Below are 17,577 nucleotides of genomic sequence, written 5' to 3'. Positions count from 1 at the left end.
AAGTCCTGGGCCGCATGCATGCAAACCCGCTTACCCGAACCGGGCGCCGACGAGCGCGCCCACTCCGATCATCTGTTGCAACTGTTGCGCGAGCAGATCGTCTCGCACGGGCCGATGCCGTTCGCGCAGTACATGGAGCGCTGCCTGTATGCCCCCGGGCTGGGCTATTACAGCGCCGGCCGCACCAAGTTCGGCGCGGCCGGCGACTTCGTCACCGCGCCGGAGCTGGGTGAGCTGTTTGCGCGCTGCGTGGTCAACGCGGTGCAGCCGGTGCTGGCGATGCTGGGCGAGCAGGCGGATTTCCTCGAACTCGGTGGCGGCAGTGGCGCGTTCGCCGAGACGGCTTTGCATGCACTGGCCGCCGCCGACACCTTGCCGCGGCACTACCTGATCCTGGAACCCAGTGCGGACCTGCGCGAACGGCAGCGCGAGCGACTGCAGGCGAATCTGCCGGCGGAAGTCAACGCGCGCGTGCGCTGGCTGGATCGTCCGCCGGAGCAGGACTGGCGCGGCGTGCTGTTCGCCAACGAGGTCATCGACGCGTTGCCAGCCACGCGTTTCGCCATGCGCCAGGGCGAGGTCTACGAGGAATACGTGGCGCTCGACGGCGCCGGTCGACTGAGCCGCCTCGATCGACCGGCCGACGCCCTGGTGGCCGGTGCCGTGCGCCATGTCGAGCGCGATCTGGGCGCCGAATTCGCCGACGGCTACCGCTCGGAAGTCCTGCCGCAATTGCCATACTGGATCCAGGCTGTGGCCGGTTCGCTGAGCGCCGGCGTGATGCTGTTCGTCGACTACGGTTACGTGCGCCGCGAGTTCTACCTGCCCGAGCGCGATGACGGCACCTTGATGGCGCATTACCGCCATCACGCGCACAACGATCCGCTGTATCTTCCCGGCCTGAACGATCTCACCGCCTCGGTCGATTTCACTGCGCTGGCCGAGGCCGGCAACAGCGCCGGCTTCGGCGTGGTGGCGTATCTGCCGCAGGCGCAGTTCCTGATCGGCGCGGGCCTGCAGGAAGTATTCGAGCAGATGCAGCCGCAGGACGAACACGGTCGCTATCGGCTGTCGCAGCAGGTCAGGAAGTTGATGCTGCCCGACCAGATGGGCGAACGCTTCCAGGCGATGCTGCTGGCGCGCGGACTCGATGCCCTGCCGCTGCCGGCCGAGCTACTGGCCGCCGATCAGGGCGGCCGACTCTGAGTTGATGCGTGTTGCAACCGGATCAGTACGCCGGTGGCGTTGCTGATCCGGTGGAGCTGGCGGGTGCCGGCGCGGAACCAGCAGGCGCAGGGGCCGAAGAGGCCGGCGGGGGCAGCGGTTCCACCTTGGTCGAATCGCTCGGCCGGCGTCTCAGCTTGCCATCCTTGAACTGTTCGCTGGCGATCTGGTAATAGGCCACGGCGTCGTCGACCAGCGACTGGTTCAGCGGCTGGACCGGCGTGGCGTCGCCGGTGGCGAAGTCTGGCCTGAGCTGCTCCAGCTTGCGCTGCGGTTCGAGAATGGTGAGCACGTCGCCGTGCACGTAGCCGAGCTTCTCGTAGGTGCCGGGGAAGGCATGCTCGCGATCGGGCGGCAGCTGGAACAGGTCGTGGCCGAAGAAGCGCGTGCGATAGCTGAAGTTGAGCATGCCCAGCAGGGTCGGCGGGATGTCCAGCTGGCCCATCAGCCGGTGCACGCGTTCGGGCTTGAAGTTGGCCGGCGAGTAGACCCACAGCGGGATGTGATAGTTGTTGATCGGCAGGCTGGTCTTGCCGGCGCTGGAGGCGCAATGATCGGCCGTGATCACGAACACGGTGTTGGCGAAATACGGCTTCGCACGCGCACGCTTGATGAAATCCTCGATCGACCAGTCGGTATAGGCCACCGCGCCGGCACGCGAATGATTGGGAAACTTCACCCGGTCGTCGGGGAAGGTGTACGGCCGGTGATTGGAGGTGGTCATGATGTGCAGGAAAAAGGGTTTCCCCTCGGCGTGGATCTGATCCATCTGGCCCAGCGCCAGCGTGTACAGGTCCTCGTCGGCGACGCCCCAGACGTTCTGGCCGTGGATCGTGGCCGTCTTCGGAATGTCGCGCCGGTCCACGTCGCGATAGCCGTTGTTGGCGAAGAAGTAGTTCATGTTGTCGAACTGGCCGTAGCCGCCGTAGACGAAATCCGACTGGTAGCCGCGGTCGTTGAAGATGTCGGCCAGCGAGAACAGGTTTTCGTTGTCATGCTCGCGAATCAGCGAGTCGCCCGGGGTCGGCGGCACCGACAGGGCAAGCGCCTCCAGCCCGCGCACCGTGCGCGTGCCGTTGGCATAGAGGTTGTCGAAGAACACGCTCTGGTCGACCAGCGAATCGAGGTAGGGCGTGAGGTGTTCGGTGTTGCCGAACGTGCCCAGGTAATCGCCGGACAGGCTCTCCACGCTGATCAGCACCACGTTGAGGCGCTTCTCCGGGCCGACGCGGCGGATCTCGCGGGTGAGGTCGTGCGGATCGTTGCTGATGAAGGTGGCGTCGGGTGTCTGCAGCAGCTGACGCAACCGCGCGTAGGCCTGGTCATCCGGCAGCGTGCGATAGAACTTGGCGTAGTCGAGATGGCTGCTGCGGAACGCCGCGAAAAATTCGTAGATGCCGTTGCCGGCCAGTTCGTTGACGTAGTTGTTGCTGGTGCGGTCCTTCATGCTGCCGTTCACGGCGGCGACGGAAATCACCGTGAGCACCAGCCACACCAGCACCACCTTGCCGCGCTGCCACAGCCGGCTGCCGTCGTCGCGCGCGCGCAGGCCGCGTTTGCCGGCGAAGAACACCATCAGGGCCAGCACTATCAGCAGGGCCAGCCAGCGGCCGATAGGGTACGACTCCCGGATATTGCCGATCACCTCGGAGGTGTAGACGAGATAGTCCACCGCGATGAAATTGAAGCGCACGCTGAACTCGTTCCAGAACACCAGCTCGGACGCGGCCACGAACAGCAGGCCGTAGACCAGCAGCAGGCCGAAGCCGTACAGCACCCACTGGCCGGCGCGCGAGGTATAGGAAAAAGCCGCCAGCGGCAGCACGAACAGGAACGGAATGATGGCCGGCCAGGTCACCTTGAGGCTGGCGTGATACATCAGGTGCAGTGTGCCGACGCAGAGCACGCAGGCGAGCACCACGCCGATGGCGTACAGCAGCCAGCGCAGCAGCGGTGCCACGCGGCCGGACCGCGTGGGCACCAGCCACAGGAACAACACCATCGGCCACGCCAGGTAGATGAAGGTGACCAGGTCGTAGCCCAGCCCCACTCCGAAGGCGTACAGCAGGTTCAGCGGCGTGTGCGAGACGTTGCTGCCGGACATGACCAGCAGCACGATCCGGGTCACGAACGAGATCGCCAGGTAGGTGATGCCCAGCCACCACAACGGGCGGAAACGCTGGCGCAGCGGTGAGGTGGGGGTGAAGGCGTTGGACACGGGCAACTCCAGCGAAAACAAGGTCGGCCGATACCCGCAACGGGCGAGGCGATCCGGGCTTTATACCGCGGATCCGCTTTCGGGGTGATTAGCTTTCAATGCGGCGATCGCCGCGATGCGTGCCGTCTCCATCGCCTTGCCGATCGCCGGACCGGTCAGCCCTCCGGCGACGAAGACCGCGGCATCGACCGCGGCGGCGGCGGCGCGGGCCTCACGCAGGTAGTCGGCTTGCGGGTAGGCATCGTGTTCGTGGCCGAGGCGACCGCGCTTGTCCGCCATGCAGGCCGCCAGGAACGAATCCAGCCGCGCCGGGCGGCGCAGCGCATCGAGCGAGCTCAGCAGCTTCAGCAGCGTGGCCGGTTTCAGCTCGAAGGCACGATGCGCATTCAGATGTTCGCGACAGACCAGTTCGGCCAGGGCCGCGTGTTCGGTGGGCACTTTCAGCCGCGCCGCCAGCGCACGCAGCGGCGCGATGCCGCGATGCTCGTGGCCGACGTGCCGGGGCAATTCCAGCGTCGGCGTCAGCGCCTTGCCGAGATCGTGGGTCAGCGCGCAGAAACCGACCAGGTCATCCCCCGGCGCCAGCTGCGCGGCCTGGTCCAGCACCAGTTCCAGATGCACGCCGCAGTCGATTTCCGGGTGGAACTCGGCGCGCTGTGGCACGCCATACAAGGCGTCGATTTCCGGGAACAACACGGCCAGCGCACCGCAGTCGCGCAGTACGCGCAGGAATGCCGACGGCTGCGCCTCGGCCAGCGCCTTGCGCGTCTCCGCCCACACCCGCTCCGGCACCAGGTGGTTCACCTCGCCCGCGCGCACCATTTGCCGCATCAGCGCCATGGTCTCCGGCGCGACGGCAAAACCCAGTGGCGCAAAGCGCGCGGCGAACCGCGCCACCCGCAGCACGCGCACCGGATCTTCCACGAAGGCCGGCGATACGTGTCGCAACACGCGCGCCTCGATGTCGCGCACGCCGCCGAAGGGATCGGTCAGCACGCCGCGCGCATCCTCGGCAATCGCATTGATGGTGAGGTCGCGCCGGGCCAGGTCCTGTTCCAGCGTCACGCCGGCGTCGGCATGGAACGCGAAGCCGTGATAGCCACGACCGGTCTTGCGTTCGGTACGCGCCAGCGCGTATTCCTCACCCGAGGTCGGGTGCAGGAACACCGGGAAGTCCTTGCCCACCGGCTTGTAGCCCAGCGCAAGCATGTGCTCGGGCGAGGCGCCGACCACCACGTGATCGTGGTCGCCCGCCGCTCGCCCCAGCAATTTGTCGCGTACCGCGCCGCCGACCAAATAGGTTTGCATGAGAGCGATGATGCCATGCGCCGGCGCGTTGTCGCCGGCTCCAGTCGGAATGAAGTTCGTGGTAACCACGCCGGCTACCCGCTTCGAAGACGCCCGTCGTGCAAGGCATTGCTTGCCGCGGGGGATTGCAGGAACATGCGGGCCGCAACGCTATCGAATGGCCGCACGGGCAGCTGTTCAAGCTTGGATTCGATCGGATTGCCTGCCCGCGTGACTCGGGGTGATCGGGTGGCTCGCCACCCATGTGAGGTTGCCATCATGCTTGGCAGGTTCATTTCACCTGGGCATTACGCCGAACTCCTGGGGAGTGGGCGCCAGTCCGGTTCGCGCATGCTCGAATGCGATCCCGGCTTGCTGGCCGGCCGTTACAACCGGCAGCCGTTCCCGTTCACCCATCGACTGGCCGGCAACACGGATTTCGCCCTGCCGCGATTGTTCGAGCTGTGTCGGCGCATGGATCCCCGACAGATCCAGTACCGCATCGGCGAGATTCCCGGCGACGCGCATTTCGACAGCACTTTCGAGCGCTACCGGGAGGGTCTGAGCCTGGCCGACGCACTGGACCGGTTCGAGGAAAGGCGCGCCTATGTCGTGATCTACAACCCCGAGCTGGATCCGGAGTACCAGACGGTCATCGAGGGCGTGCTGGCCGAGATCGCCGCGTATACCGAGCCCTTCGACCCGGTGATGACCTGGTATTCGACCTATATCTTCCTTTCCACGCGAGATGCGGTTACGCCCTACCACATGGATCGCGAGATGAACTTCCTGTTCCAGGTTCGCGGAACCAAGCGGGTGCAACTGTGGGACCCGGCCGACCAGGACGTCATGACCGACCAGCAGAAGGACCTGCTGCTCTCCCATGTCGGTGAACGGCCGACGTTCAAGGAATCATTCGAAGCCAAGGCGCAGACCTTCGACCTGCAAGCCGGCATGGGCGTGCATCATCCATTCATCGCGCCACACCGCGTGTACACCGGCTCTGAGGTTTCGGTGACCTTGGCCGTCACCTACCGCACGCACGGTTCCGACATCTGGACCGACGCCCACAAGTTCAACGCGAAGTTGCGCGGCATCGGCTGGCGCCCGCGACCGGTCGGCAGCAACCCCACGCTGGATCGCTGGAAGTCGGCAACCATGGGCCTGACCCGGCGCGCACGCAGCGTGCTGTGGAGTGCGCCCCCCGAGCCGACTTGACTGCTGGTCCGGCCGCGGATCCGAAGTTGTCGATGCTGCATGGTCGGACCGCGAGGCAGCACCGTTCGCCAGCTGTCGAGGAACCACGCCAGTGCAGGCAGGCGGGATACGGGCGGCGAAATGGCGATCCCGAGATCTCCCCTGCTTTATGCTGCCGCCACGCTCGCGTAAGCTGGCGCGTGCGCGGCAGGCGGGGGACAATCGATCATGGGGGAAACGCGGGTTCATCCGCTGATGCGCGATCGCGCCGCCGGTTTGCCGGTGGCGGCGGCGGATCTGCTTGAACGTGCGGCGAGCGCGCTGGAAGCGCAGGATCTGCGTGCCGCCGAGGCGGCCCTGGTCGGTGTACTGGCGCTGGCGCCGGCCTGTGCGGAGGCGATGCGCATGCAGGGGGTGGTGCTGCATTTGCGCGGCGACTTTCCTGGCGCGGTGGGCTTGCTGCAACAGGCGCATGACCTCAAGCCGGATGACGCGCTGATCCAGATGAACCTGGCGACTTCGCGCTATGCCGGCGGGGAGGCCGATGCCGCGTTGGCCGGCCTGCAGCGTGGCTGCGCGATGGCACCGGATTTCGCGCCGGCCTGGTACAACCTGGGCAAGATGTACATGTTGCAGGAGCGCCCGGCCGGCGCCGTCACGGCACTGCACCGCGCGCTGGATATCGAGCCCGGGCACGTGCCTGCGCGAATGCTGCTGGCGCAGGCGCAGGCGAGCCTGGGTGCCACGCTGCCGGCCAGCCAGAATTATCGCGAAGTGCTGCGCCTTGAGCCCGACCAACCTAGCGCCTGGATCGGACTGGCTGACCTGGATGCCGCGCGATTCAGCGCTGACGACGTGGTGCAGCTGCAGCGGGCCCTGCGCTTGCCCGAGGCGGATCTGCACGCGCGCGTCTGCTTCGGTTTCGCCCTGACCCGCGCACTGGAGGAGCAGGGCAATTTTGGCGAGGCGTTCCGTGCGTTGCGCAAGGCCAACGGCCTGATGCACCGGCAACTGGGCTGGAATGCGATGAAGGCGACGGCGATGGCGGAGACCATGCGCCAGTTGTTTGCCCAGCCGTTGCGGTCGGCGATCGACGCGACTCCGGGCGGGGACATCATCTTCGTGGTGGGCATGCCGCAGGCCGGTTCGCTGCTGACCGGACAGATCCTGGCCACCCATCCACAGGTGGCGATGTCCGACGGATCGAACGAGATGGAGCAGCTGATCGACGCCGAGTCGGCGCGCAGACAACAGCCGCTCCGGGAATGGATGGCGGCGGCGACGCCATCGGACTGGCAGCGGCTGGGGCAGGACTATCTCGCCCGCATCGAACCGGTGCGCCAGCGCAGGTCGCGCTTCGTCGAGCGAACGCCGCGCAACTGGCGCCTGGTCGGCGCGATCATGGCGATGCTGCCGGGAGCGCGCGTGGTGAACAGCCGTCGCGGCGCGCTCGAAACCTGTTTTGCCTGCTATCGGCAGTTGTTCGTCGGCGGCCACGAATTCAGTTACGACCTCGATCACGTGGCGAGCTACTGGTCCGACTACGACCGGCTCACCCGGCATTGGCGACGAAGGTTTCCCGCCGGTTTCCTCGATCACGACTACGAGGCATGGCAATCGGACCCCGAGCCGCAGGTGCGCCGGCTGCTGGAATTCTGTGCTCTGCCGTTCGATCCGGCGTGCGTGGATTTCCACCGCACGCAGCGTGTCGAACGCGCCGCCAGCAGCATGGCGGCGGGCGAGTTGATGCGCCGGGACAGCCTGCGCTGCGCCGCCTACGGCGACCAGCTGGATCGCTTGCGGGCCTTGTTGCGGGCAGGTGTCACCATCGGCTGAATGCACCCGGACGTGCTGCCGGATCAGCGTCGCCGCGCGCGCGCCTGATCCAGCCGGAGTTGTCGCACGGACGGCTCAAGCAGGGACGGCAGCTCGGCACTGAAGGCCCGGGGCACGATATCCAGTGCGGCGTAGCCGTCGGTCTTGCCGACCGAGTCGGTGCGCAGCGAGCGGAAATTGTCCAGCGAGAAAGGCTTGCCCGGAAGCAGTTCGGCGACCTGTGCCTGCAGCCGGCCGAGGCTGTCGGGCAGCGCGAGGATCGGTGTGCGAAGGCCGGCCTGGTCGCGGATGCGGCGCACGATCTCGCCGAACGTGAATACCTCCGGCCCATACAGCTCGAAGCTGCGTCGTCGCCCGAGTTCGGTACGGTCGACGCAGCGGGCGATCGCCTCCGCCACGTCGCCGACCCAGGTTGGCGCCAGGCGTGACTTCGTGCGCGCCAGCGGCAGCAGCGGCAGGCGTCGCAACAGCGCGGCAAACCGGGTGACCAGTCCGTCGCCCGCACCGAAGATCACGCTGGGTTGGTAGATCGTCCAGTCGAGCGCGGAGGCCTTGACCAGCGCCTCGGCTTCGCCCCGCGTCTTGAGATAGTGCGACAGGCCCTGGCCGGCCTTGAGCGAACTCATCTGGTGCAGGCGCGCCACCCCGCTGGCCTCGCAGGCGGCGATCAGTCGCCGGGTCAGGTCCACGTGCGCGCGCTGGAAGGTATGGCGTCCGTCCGGGTTGAGTATGCCGATCAGGTTGATCACCGCATCGGCACCGGTCAGGTGCGCACGCAGCACGTTGTCGTCGTAGACGTCGGCGCTGCGCACGCTGACGCCCGGCAACACGCCGAGTGCGCGCCGCCGTTCGCGGTTGCGGCTGAGCAGCACGATGCGATGGCCATCGGCAGCCAGTCTGGGCACCAGGCGGCCGCCGACGAAACCGGTGCCGCCGAGGATGACGAGCTGCTGCGCGGCCATGCCGGTTCAGTTCCCCGCTGCCGTGGCCGCTGCCGCCGGCGCGCTGGAGGCCGCTGCCGGCGCCGCGGCCGGACAGCTGATGGCGCGGCGCGGGGTGTCCTTGTCCGGCAGTCCATACGGCTGGCCGATCGCGCTCAGGCGCAGCGTCAGCGGTACCGCGCTGCCATGCAGGCGCCAGTCGTAGATCACGCTGAAAGCCATCACCCGCGCCACGTATTCGCGGGTCTCCTTGAACGGGATGGTGGCGACGAACAGTGCCGGCGCCAGCGTGCCGCGTGCGGCCAGCCACTGGTCGACCCGGTTCGGGCCGGCGTTGTAGGCGGCGCTGGCCAGCCATGGCGAGCCGTTGAACCGCTGCGCCATCTGCGCCAGGTAGCGCGTGCCCAACGCGATGTTGACGCTGGGGTCGTACAGGCTGGCGGCGCCACTCCAGGCCAGGCCATTGCGTTTGGCGACGAGCGCGGCGGTGGCGGGCAGCAGCTGCATCAGGCCGCGCGCGTCGGCGCCGGAACGTGCATCGCTCATCCACGCGCTCTCGGCACGCAGGATGCCGTAGGCCCAGGCCGGCTCGATGCCGGCCTGCTCGGCCTGCGGCACCAGGCCATCCTGGCTGGCCAGCGGGAAGCGCAGGTCGTACAGGCGCAACGCCTCGCCGCTGCTCAGGGTGAACACGGCGCGGTCGTACCAGCCGCGACGATTGGCGAGGTCGGCGGCGATGCGCAAGGTATCTCCGTCGGCGCCCTGCAGCGCCTGCGTCCATTCGCGCCGGGCCAGCGCGGGCAGATCGACCGCGAACAGCTCGAACGCGCGGCGCAGGCCGGGTCGCGTCAGCAGTTGCTGCTCGCGTTGTGAATCGTCGGCGAGGGTTAGCGGACAGATCGCGTACGGTTGTTGCAGCTGGTCGGCGGCAAGAAAACCGAAGAAGGTGGATTTGTCGGCGAGTGCCGCAAACTGCTGCCGGGCCTGCCCGGCGTGACCGCTGGCGGCCAGCGCGCGGGCGCGGAAGTATTGCCACTCGCCGTCCTGCTGCTGGTCGGCGGTCATCGCCTCGATCGCGGCCAGAACCGCCGGCCAGTTCATGCGTGCCAGTGCCACCCGTACACGCCATTCGCGGGTGCTGTCGCTCTGCGCGGCCGGCGGCAGCGCGATCAGGCGCGCGAGTGCGCCGTCATCGAAGTCGGTGGCATGGAACAAGGCCAGCGCATGCAGGACCTGGTCACGTTGCTGCTGGCCGAAACTGAAATGGGTTTGCAATTGCTGCCAGAAGCTGTCCGCGCTGCTTGACTGGCGCCGTGCCAGCCGGGTCAGTGCCAGCGTGGCGGCCTGGCGGTCGCGCGGCGTGTCCGGCCAATTCGATGCCGTGGCCAGTGCGCCTGCCGGATCGCGCAACGCGAGTGCCAGTTGTCGGGCGCTGGCCTGTTCGGCGGCCGGCAGCCAGTCGGTGAGGCTGACGATCGTGCCGGCCTGGCCAGCGTCTGCGGCCTGATCGATGCGCGTCCAGAGTCTGGCGTCGGTCAGCAGGCCCTGGGCCTGCGCGGCGCTCAGTACCGGATCGCAGGCATTGGGCAGGCTCGGCCTGGCCCATAGCGTCGCCAGATCCCGCTCGAAATCCAGGCTGCCGCCCTGCGCCAGCTTTGCCTGCAACGCGTCGCAGCTGAGCGACTCGCCCAGCCCGGGTTGGTAAAGCGCCAGGAAATCAGTCCAGTCCTGCCGGCGCGCCAGTTCCCGCAGGAAGCTGCGGCGCAGGTCGGCGGCGGGAATCCAGTCCGGGTATTGCCGGAGATAGGACTGCACCATGTCGAGGTCGATACTCTGGATATCGTGCTCCAGCGCAGCGGCCTGCAGGTACGGGTACAGCGGATAGTGGTGCAGCCCGCTGGCGAGCTTGCGCCAGTTGTCATCGCCTTGCTGCGCAGCCGCGTAGGCCTGCTTGAACGCGGCGCGCTGCGCGGCCGTCGGTTCGCCCGCATGCAGGCTGGCGGCGAGCAACCAGGTGCATATCAGCAGCCAATTGAACGCGGGACGACACGGGGGCTTGGAAACAGGCATGGCAACTCCGCCATTCGATCTTGCGGCAGTGTAGTGGAAGGCTCATCCCGGCTTGTTCGGATTCGGTGAGCACGCCGCATGCCCTGTTAAGCTGATGCGCTGCTGCTTCAGCATCCATGGGTCCCGCATGTCGACAAAACCTGCGCCTGTTTTTCGTCGGGAAAGCCTGGCGTGGTCGGCGTTGCTGGTCGCGGCGTTGGCCGCGATGTACTGGTGGTGGGCAGTTGGCCAGCCGGTAAACCTGCCGGACGCGCCCTCGGCGCGCATTGCCTGCGTGTCGTACGCACCGTTCCGTCTGCCGGGCGAATCGCCGCTGGATGCCAGTGCGTTCATCAGTCCCGAGCGCGTCGATGCCGACCTGCGCGCGCTGTCGCAGCGCTTCGACTGCGTGCGCACCTACTCGCAGGGGCAGGGCCTGAGTGTCGTGCCGCAGATTGCCGGACGTTACGGCATGAAGGTGCTGCTCGGTATCTGGCTGGGCAGCGACCGCAAGGCGAACGCCGAGCAGATCCGGCTCGGCATCCTCACCGCGCGTGATCACCCGAACGTCGTGCGTGGCGTGATCGTCGGCAACGAGGTGCTGCTGCGCGGCGATCTGTCATCGGTCGCATTGGCCGCCGATCTGGCCAAGGTACGTGCCGCGGTGCCGGAGCCGGTGACCTACGCCGACGTGTGGGAGTTCTGGTTGCGGCATCCCGAGCTGGCCGCTTCGGTCGACTATCTGACCATCCACATCCTGCCGTATTGGGAGGACAAGCCGGTGCCGCCGGAGCGCGCGGTGGAGCATGTGGCGAAGGTTTACGCGCAGGTGCAGCAGGCATTCCCGGGCCGGCGCGTGATGATCGGCGAAACCGGCTGGCCCAGTGCCGGACGGCCGCGCCAGGCGGCGAGTGCCAGCGTGGTCAACGAGGCGCGCTATCTGCGCGAGTTCCTGGACTATGCGGCGAAGGCTGACCTGCCGTACAACGTGATCGAGGCGTTCGACCAGCCGTGGAAGCGCGATCAGGAAGGCACCGCCGGCGGTTACTGGGGCATCTTCGATGCGCAGGCGCGGCCGAAGTTCGCGATGCAGGGGCCGGTGACCGAGGATCCGCGCTGGTGGCTGGGCTGGCTGGCCGCAGCGGCAGGCGGCGGACTGTTCCTGCTGGCCGGTGCATGGCGCCGGCATCGGCACGGCTGGCGCGATGCGCTGGCGCTCGGGCTTGCCGGTCTTGCCAGCGGCGCGGCGCTGGCCTGGCAATTCCGGCAAATGGTTTTTGCCTGTCGCAACCTTTGGGAGTGGGCGGTATCGCTGGCTGCCTGCCTGCTGGCCTTGTTCACCGCGTTGCGGCTGGCGCGCTGGATCGCGGCCCACCTGGCCGGCGCGACGCGTCCGTTCCAGCCCGGCCGGCTGCGGCTGGGCTGGCTGTTTGCGCTGGCGTACTACGGGCTGTTGCTGATCTTCGACGGGCGCTATCGGGATTTTCCGCTGGGCCTGTTCCTGCTGCCCTGCGTTGGCTACTGCGTGGCCGGTGGCTTGTCCGATCCAGGCAAGCGGGCGATGCCTCGATTGGAGCAGCGTTTCCTGGCCGCGTGGCTGCCGCTGCTGGGGGCGATCGTGGTGGTGCAGGAGGCCGGTCTCAATCCGGTCGCGTGGCTATGGCTGGGACTGAACCTGCTGCTGGCGTCGTCGGCGCTGCTCGACTGGCGCAGCGCGCGCATCCGCCTGCAGTCGCAGCAGGCGTAGGCTGCCGATCAGCACGGCCAGCGCGCCTGTCTCGACGCAATACAACTGCAGCGCAAAAACGCCGAGTGCGGCGGCCAGCCAGGCCAGCGCGCGGTGTCGGGACAGCAACGCCAGCAGCGCGCCGAGCAGCGCCGCCAAGCCGTAGACGTTGTGCAGGAAGCCCAGCACCAGCCCGGTTCGTACGCGGCACCACCAGGGAGCATGATTGCTGCAGAATTGCCCGATCGCACTCGATTCGATCAGCCCGAAGCGCAGCGCCGCCGCGCCCAGCCCGACAGCCAGCAACAGCAGCCAGGGCAGTGCCGATCGCCACGAGGACGTCTTCATCGTGGCTTCCGCGCCGCGGGTTTTCTGCCGACATGCGCCGGCAAGCGGATCTCCGCCGCCAGCGGCAGGTGATCGGAGAATGCCTGCGGCAACGCCCAGGTCTTCTCCAGCTGGATCGCTTCCGAGGTGAGAATGTGGTCCAGCGCCCGCCGCGGCTTCCAGCTGGGAAAGGTGGGCGTCGCCTGCGCCGGTGGCTGCAGGCTGCATTTGCTGAACAGGTAGCGCATTTCGGCGCTGTGAGGCTCGGTGTTCAGATCGCCCATCAGCACCGCGTGTCGAAAATCCTGCAGCAGCTCGGCAATGAAGCCGAGCTGGCGCGCGCGCGCCGGTGCGCTCAGCGACAAGTGCGCGATCATCACCGCCAGCGCGTGCTCGCCCTCGCCGAATTGCGCCAGCAGGGCGCCACGACCGGGAATCCGGCTGGGCAGCGGATAGTCCGTTACCGAAGTCGGTTCGAGCCGGCTGATCAGACCGTTGGCGGAATGCGCCAGCTTGGCCACCGGCCGGTTCGGCTGGTGGCTCCAGAACGGCAGGCCGGAGGTTTCGGCGAGGTAACGCGTCTGGTTGAGGAAGCCCGAGCGCAGGCTGCCGGCATCGGCTTCCTGCAGGCCGATCACGTCGAACCCGGTGAGCACCTCGGCGAGCCGGTCCAGGTTGTCCATCTTGTTGCGCCCCGGCAGCACCGCGGCAAGGCTGCGTGTGACGTACTGGCGGTAGTGCTGCACGCTGGCGCCCGCCAGGATATTGCAGCTGAGCAGGCGCAGACGGCGCTCGGCAGGAATGGCTGCTGGATGGGTTGCGGCGGGGTTCATGGCGAGATACGGCAGAAATGGGGAAGGGATCGCCTCCACCGGTGTGCCGGGCAGGCCATCAGGTGCCAGCATGCGCGCAACCGCGTGAACGCGATGCCTGCCGTGCGATCCGATGCGCCGGCGGGCGCGAACCGCCGCGGCTATTTGCCGGCCAGTTCACGCTTGGTCAGCCACATCGCCACGGCCAGCATCTTGTCGTGCGAGCCGACCGTGAGCACGCGGTACTTGCCGTCTACCACCAGGGTTGGCGTGCCGTCGACCTGCCATGTGCGGATCAGGTCGAGGTCGCGCTTCATCTTCGCCGTGGTTGCTTCCGACGTGGCGATGCGCATGAAGTCGGCCCGGTTGACGCCCTCGCGCGCATAGAAATCGGCAAGTTCGTCCATCGAGTTGATCGGGTAGTGCTCGCCGAACTTGGCCACGAACAGCTGCAAGTGCGTGCGGTCGACCACGCCGAGTTCCCTGGCGGCGTAATACGCACGGGCGAACGGCACCCATTCGGCGTTGAACGGCGCCGGCATCAACTTGAATTCGGCCCCGGGCGGCAGCTCCTTGCGCAGTTTCTCCGCGTCGGGCGCGAACTGGGCGCAGTGGATGCAGGCGTAGGAGAACACCTCGACCACTTCGACCTTGCCGCTGTTGCTGTAGCGCTGATGCGGGGCGGGCAGGGTGACGTAATCGGTGCCCTCGGTGTACGGCGCCGAGTCGCTGGATTGCGCGGTGCAGGCGCTGGCCAGCAGCAGGCCGCCGAACAGGGCAAGAACGTGCAGGCGGGCGAATCGCTTGAGCATCGTGGTGTTCTCTTCGCGGAATGGCGCGGGGACGCCGAAGCGGCCAGGCAGATCGAGGCGACTTTACTTGCCGGCCGCTTCCTTGGCGACCAGCCACTGGGTCAGCTCGATCGTTTGCGCATAACCGCCGGCCGACGTCACGTCGTAGCGGTATTTGCCGTTGACCACCATGCTTGGCGTACCGGCGACGCCATAGGCCTTGATCAGGTCGTCCGCGCGTTTCATCTTGGTATTGACGGTGAACGAGTTGGCGATGCCGACGAATTCCTTCGGATCCACGCCGAACTTGGCATAGAACCCGGCGATGTCGTCGATCGTCGGCCACGCCTCCTTCGGTTTCAATCCGGTGCCCTTGAGGTTGTAGGTGGCGGTCTCGCCGGTCTTCCAGGTGGCATCGAACATCGCATCGTAGGTCTTGTCGGCCACGCCCATTGCCTGCGCGGCGTAGAACGCGCGCTGGTAGACCGGCCAGTTCTCGTCGGGACGGAACGCAGCGGGCAGGTAGTTCATCACGGCGCCGGCCGGCAGGCTCTTCGCGATCTGATCGGCGGTGGTGTGGAACGCGTTGCACGCCGGGCAACCCCACGAAAACACCTCGGTGACCTCGATCTTGCCCGGATGGCTGGTCGGCTGGGCCGGATCGATCAGGAAGTAGTTCTTGCCCTCGACCCACTTGCCGTTGTCGACGAAAGGCGTGGCCGGAGCGGCGACAGGTTCCGCCGCGGCCGTGTTGTCGTCGCTGACCGGGGCAGCCGTGCTGCTGGCGGCCGGAGTCGCGGTGGTGGCGGCCGCGGCGGGGCTGCTGGTTGCCGGTGCGAGCGTGGTGGCAATCGTGGCCGTGCTGCTGGTGGCGGCTGGCGTGGCGGGCTGGGCGGTGTTGCCGTTGTTGTCATGGCTGCACGCGGCGAGCGCGAGCAGGGCGGCACACAGGAGTGGCAGACGCTTGAACATGGCAACCTCGTAATCGGTGGAGCGTGGGACCGACGGCGCCGACCTGGGGTCGGCGCTCGATCAATCAGGGCGTGGCGGCGGCCGGCTGGCCATCGGTGCCGTGCAGGCCCTCGATGTAGCTGGCCAGCGCGGCGATATCGTCGGCGTCCAGCTTCCTGGCGATCGTCGGCATGATCTGCGAATGCGCATCGCTGCCCCAACTGGTGCCATCGTGCCAGGCCTTCAACGTGGCTTCGATGTATTGCGCATGCTGGCCGGCCAGCTGCGGGTACATCGCACCCGGATTGCCGCGACCGTCGATGCTGTGGCAAGCCATGCAGGCCGGGACGTCGCGCGTGGGGTCGCCTTCGCGGAACAGGGTCTGGCCGTGCTCGACCAGGGCCTGGTCGGCCACCCCGGGCCGCGACTTCTGGCTGGCGAAATAGGCGCCGATGTCATGCATGTCCTGGCTGGACAGCGGCGTGGCCATGCCCAGCATGATCGGGTTCTGCCGCGCGCCGGATTTGAAATCGGTCAGCTGGCGCACGATGTACTCCTCGCTCTGGCCAGCCAGTTTCGGGTACTGCGCATCGCTGGAATTGCCGTCCAGCCCGTGGCAGGCGCCGCAGACTGCGGCCTTGGCCTGGCCCGCGGTGGCGTCACCAGGCTTGACCGCGACCTCGGCTGCAGCGGCAGGCGCGGCTGCCGTGCCGGTGCTGGCGGGTGGCGCTGCGGTAGCGGCGGCCGCGGGTGCGGCGGCTTGCGGCTGGGCCATCAGGGCGGTGGCGGACAGCGCAAACGCGAGCGCCACGGCGGCCGCGAGAACGGTAGGCCGAAAACCAGCGGAGCGAAAACTCATACACTTGACTCCCGAGAGACTTGCAAATGCTGCCGACCAGGCCATCGAAGCCTGCCGCGGACAGAAACCCGAGAATTATCCCGTGCCATCCTACCTTGGTCAAACCGTTCCCATGCCCAATCCCTCAGAGCCTGCTCATAATCCCCAGATACCCCGCGCCGGGAGCTGTTTGTACGCAGGCCAAGGAAGAACGAGGAAGTGGACGTCGGTCCACGACCGAGTGATGACGCCGGGCTGCGTGCAAACAGACCCGGCCCGACGGGTTGCCGTTGAGTGGCCGCCATGCGGCAGCGCGCGGCTTGACCCCTGCCTTCGCAGGGGCAGGGCTCTGACGGCCAGTCAGGCACTGCGCCACGCACTACCACCTGGCGACCACTCAACGACAACGCGGAGCATCTGGGGATCATGAGCAGGCTCTTACAAGGTGCGCAATTCGTGCTCGCCGCGCACCGCATCAGCCAGCTGCCCGCCGACCATGGCGCCGAGGTGGCGTTCGCGGGGCGCTCCAACGCGGGCAAGTCCAGCGCGCTCAATGCGCTGACCAACCACAAGGGGCTGGCGCGCACCTCGAAGACGCCCGGACGCACCCAGCAAATGGTTGCCTTCAGCCTGCCGTCGCCGGGCGCCGGTGGCGCCGAGCCGGCGCTGGATGTGCGCCTGATCGACCTGCCCGGGTACGGCTACGCCAAGGTGCCGCTGGAGATGCGCGAGCATTGGAAGCTGGAAATCGACGCCTACCTGCACCAGCGCCGCAGCCTGCGCGGACTGGTGCTGATCGTCGACATCCGCCATCCGCTGAAGGAATTCGATCGCTTGATGCTGCAGTTCTGTTTCGATACCCAGCTGCCGTGCCACGTATTGCTGACCAAGGCGGACAAGATTTCGCGCGGCCAGGCTGCGCAGGCGCTGGCGGCACTGCGCAAGCAGTTCGCGGCCGAAAGCCTGGTCGCCACCGCGCAGATTTTCTCGTCGTCCGCCGGCACTGGCGTGGATGAGGCGCGCGAGGCGGTGATGACGCTGCTGCGGCAGCCGCGTGAGGGTGCGCATCAGGGGCGCTGAGCCAGCCGGGTTTGGCGGAAGCGATTGTAGGAGCGGCTTTAGCCGCGATGCTCCTGGCCCTGAAGCTCAACGACAAGAGCCTCGCGGCTGAAACCGCTCCGAGCGTCACGCAGAGTAAGGATCAAAAGCGTCTCGTCCACCTGCGGTGGCCGAGCCACCGTTCTCTGTGTGGCTGTTTAGACCGATGACATGGGTAACGGACGTGCCAGGACATGGGTAACAGTTTAGTCGGCTTCACGCATATCGATGCTGGCCAGCCGATGATGAGCGAAGTAAAGCGTGTAAATGCCGTCCTGGTTG

At 67.2% G+C, this 17,577-nt stretch carries 14 protein-coding genes; 5 read left to right on the top strand and 9 right to left on the bottom strand.

Going from position 1 to position 17,577, the window contains the following annotated elements:
• The first annotated feature begins 18 nt into the window (after positions 1-18).
• A complete protein-coding gene (locus B0E47_RS02050; protein WP_077512018.1) occupies positions 19-1,206 on the top strand; it encodes an SAM-dependent methyltransferase in 1,188 nt (395 codons plus the stop codon).
• 22 nt (positions 1,207-1,228) lie between these two features.
• Here the strand turns inward: B0E47_RS02050 and B0E47_RS02045 are convergent, their stop codons facing one another.
• Together B0E47_RS02045 and B0E47_RS02040 are read right to left on the bottom strand one after the other, a co-directional pair.
• Complete coding sequence (locus tag B0E47_RS02045; RefSeq protein ID WP_139351300.1) at positions 1,229-3,442, bottom strand: alkaline phosphatase family protein; 2,214 nt, start codon at positions 3,440-3,442, stop codon at positions 1,229-1,231.
• 60 nt (positions 3,443-3,502) lie between these two features.
• Entirely contained in the window at positions 3,503-4,750 is a 1,248-nt protein-coding gene (locus B0E47_RS02040; protein ID WP_077512016.1) for a multifunctional CCA addition/repair protein, read from the bottom strand.
• 330 nt (positions 4,751-5,080) lie between these two features.
• Here B0E47_RS02040 and B0E47_RS02035 point away from each other — a divergent pair, with 330 nt between their 5' ends.
• Positions 5,081-5,947 (top strand): cupin-like domain-containing protein, encoded by an 867-nt coding sequence (locus B0E47_RS02035; protein WP_168170991.1) that lies wholly within the window; start codon positions 5,081-5,083, stop codon positions 5,945-5,947.
• 234 nt (positions 5,948-6,181) lie between these two features.
• Positions 6,182-7,762 carry a tetratricopeptide repeat-containing sulfotransferase family protein gene (locus B0E47_RS02030; RefSeq protein ID WP_254422767.1) on the top strand — a complete coding sequence of 527 codons (1,581 nt, stop codon included), beginning with the start codon at positions 6,182-6,184 and terminating at the stop codon, positions 7,760-7,762.
• Positions 7,763-7,785: 23 nt separating this feature from the next.
• Here B0E47_RS02030 and B0E47_RS02025 read toward each other — a convergent pair whose 3' ends face one another.
• Both B0E47_RS02025 and B0E47_RS02020 read right to left on the bottom strand, forming a co-directional pair.
• Entirely contained in the window at positions 7,786-8,724 is a 939-nt protein-coding gene (locus tag B0E47_RS02025) for a complex I NDUFA9 subunit family protein (protein WP_077512010.1), read from the bottom strand.
• Between the two features lie 6 nt (positions 8,725-8,730).
• Positions 8,731-10,773: a transglycosylase SLT domain-containing protein gene (locus B0E47_RS02020; protein WP_077512008.1), complete on the bottom strand. Its 2,043-nt coding sequence runs from the start codon at positions 10,771-10,773 to the stop codon at positions 8,731-8,733.
• A 127-nt stretch (positions 10,774-10,900) separates the two neighbouring features.
• Here B0E47_RS02020 and B0E47_RS02015 point away from each other — a divergent pair, with 127 nt between their 5' ends.
• Complete coding sequence (locus tag B0E47_RS02015; RefSeq protein WP_077512006.1) at positions 10,901-12,499, top strand: glycoside hydrolase family 17; 1,599 nt, start codon at positions 10,901-10,903, stop codon at positions 12,497-12,499.
• On the opposite strand, the gene B0E47_RS02010 is transcribed toward B0E47_RS02015, so the two are convergent.
• From B0E47_RS02010 to B0E47_RS01990, 5 genes are all read right to left on the bottom strand, one after another.
• Positions 12,410-12,826, bottom strand: coding sequence for a hypothetical protein (locus tag B0E47_RS02010; protein ID WP_077512004.1), 417 nt, complete (start codon positions 12,824-12,826; stop codon positions 12,410-12,412). The genes B0E47_RS02015 and B0E47_RS02010 overlap by 90 nt on opposite strands.
• Positions 12,823-13,638 (bottom strand): endonuclease/exonuclease/phosphatase family protein, encoded by an 816-nt coding sequence (locus B0E47_RS02005; protein ID WP_077512156.1) that lies wholly within the window; start codon positions 13,636-13,638, stop codon positions 12,823-12,825. Before B0E47_RS02005 ends, B0E47_RS02010 begins: the two co-directional genes overlap by 4 nt.
• Positions 13,639-13,778: 140 nt before the next feature.
• Positions 13,779-14,429 (bottom strand): thiol:disulfide interchange protein DsbA/DsbL, encoded by a 651-nt coding sequence (locus B0E47_RS02000; RefSeq protein ID WP_077512002.1) that lies wholly within the window; start codon positions 14,427-14,429, stop codon positions 13,779-13,781.
• A gap of 63 nt (positions 14,430-14,492) precedes the next feature.
• On the bottom strand, positions 14,493-15,380 hold the full coding sequence (locus B0E47_RS01995) for a thiol:disulfide interchange protein DsbA/DsbL (protein ID WP_077512000.1): 888 nt from the start codon (positions 15,378-15,380) through the stop codon (positions 14,493-14,495).
• Between the two features lie 64 nt (positions 15,381-15,444).
• Positions 15,445-16,218 carry a c-type cytochrome gene (locus B0E47_RS01990; protein ID WP_077511998.1) on the bottom strand — a complete coding sequence of 258 codons (774 nt, stop codon included), beginning with the start codon at positions 16,216-16,218 and terminating at the stop codon, positions 15,445-15,447.
• A gap of 405 nt (positions 16,219-16,623) precedes the next feature.
• Here B0E47_RS01990 and yihA point away from each other — a divergent pair, with 405 nt between their 5' ends.
• Complete coding sequence (yihA, locus tag B0E47_RS01985; RefSeq protein ID WP_077511996.1) at positions 16,624-17,277, top strand: ribosome biogenesis GTP-binding protein YihA/YsxC; 654 nt, start codon at positions 16,624-16,626, stop codon at positions 17,275-17,277.
• Positions 17,278-17,577: the final 300 nt, after the last annotated feature.

Origin of the sequence: Rhodanobacter sp. B05 (assembly GCF_002001085.1) — a bacterium.
Taxonomy (GTDB): Bacteria; Pseudomonadota; Gammaproteobacteria; order Xanthomonadales; family Rhodanobacteraceae; genus Rhodanobacter.
The sequence above is the reverse complement of the archived record's forward strand: the minus strand, read 5'-3'. Positions and strand labels throughout refer to the sequence as shown.

Excerpts from the sequence above, each read along its gene's own strand:
- B0E47_RS01995 (WP_077512000.1), bottom strand. The coding sequence starts at position 15,380 with ATGTTCAAGCGTCTGCCACTCCTGTGTGCCGCCCTGCTCGCGCTCGCC.
- B0E47_RS02000 (WP_077512002.1), bottom strand. The coding sequence starts at position 14,429 with ATGCTCAAGCGATTCGCCCGCCTGCACGTTCTTGCCCTGTTCGGCGGC.
- B0E47_RS02025 (WP_077512010.1), bottom strand. The coding sequence starts at position 8,724 with ATGGCCGCGCAGCAGCTCGTCATCCTCGGCGGCACCGGTTTCGTCGGC.
- B0E47_RS02010 (WP_077512004.1), bottom strand. The coding sequence starts at position 12,826 with ATGAAGACGTCCTCGTGGCGATCGGCACTGCCCTGGCTGCTGTTGCTG.
- B0E47_RS02030 (WP_254422767.1), top strand. The coding sequence starts at position 6,182 with ATGCGCGATCGCGCCGCCGGTTTGCCGGTGGCGGCGGCGGATCTGCTT.
- yihA (WP_077511996.1), top strand. The coding sequence starts at position 16,624 with ATGAGCAGGCTCTTACAAGGTGCGCAATTCGTGCTCGCCGCGCACCGC.
- B0E47_RS01990 (WP_077511998.1), bottom strand. The coding sequence starts at position 16,218 with ATGAGTTTTCGCTCCGCTGGTTTTCGGCCTACCGTTCTCGCGGCCGCC.
- B0E47_RS02015 (WP_077512006.1), top strand. The coding sequence starts at position 10,901 with ATGTCGACAAAACCTGCGCCTGTTTTTCGTCGGGAAAGCCTGGCGTGG.
- B0E47_RS02050 (WP_077512018.1), top strand. The coding sequence starts at position 19 with ATGCAAACCCGCTTACCCGAACCGGGCGCCGACGAGCGCGCCCACTCC.
- B0E47_RS02035 (WP_168170991.1), top strand. The coding sequence starts at position 5,081 with ATGCTCGAATGCGATCCCGGCTTGCTGGCCGGCCGTTACAACCGGCAG.
- B0E47_RS02005 (WP_077512156.1), bottom strand. The coding sequence starts at position 13,638 with ATGAACCCCGCCGCAACCCATCCAGCAGCCATTCCTGCCGAGCGCCGT.
- B0E47_RS02020 (WP_077512008.1), bottom strand. The coding sequence starts at position 10,773 with ATGCCTGTTTCCAAGCCCCCGTGTCGTCCCGCGTTCAATTGGCTGCTG.
- B0E47_RS02040 (WP_077512016.1), bottom strand. The coding sequence starts at position 4,750 with ATGCAAACCTATTTGGTCGGCGGCGCGGTACGCGACAAATTGCTGGGG.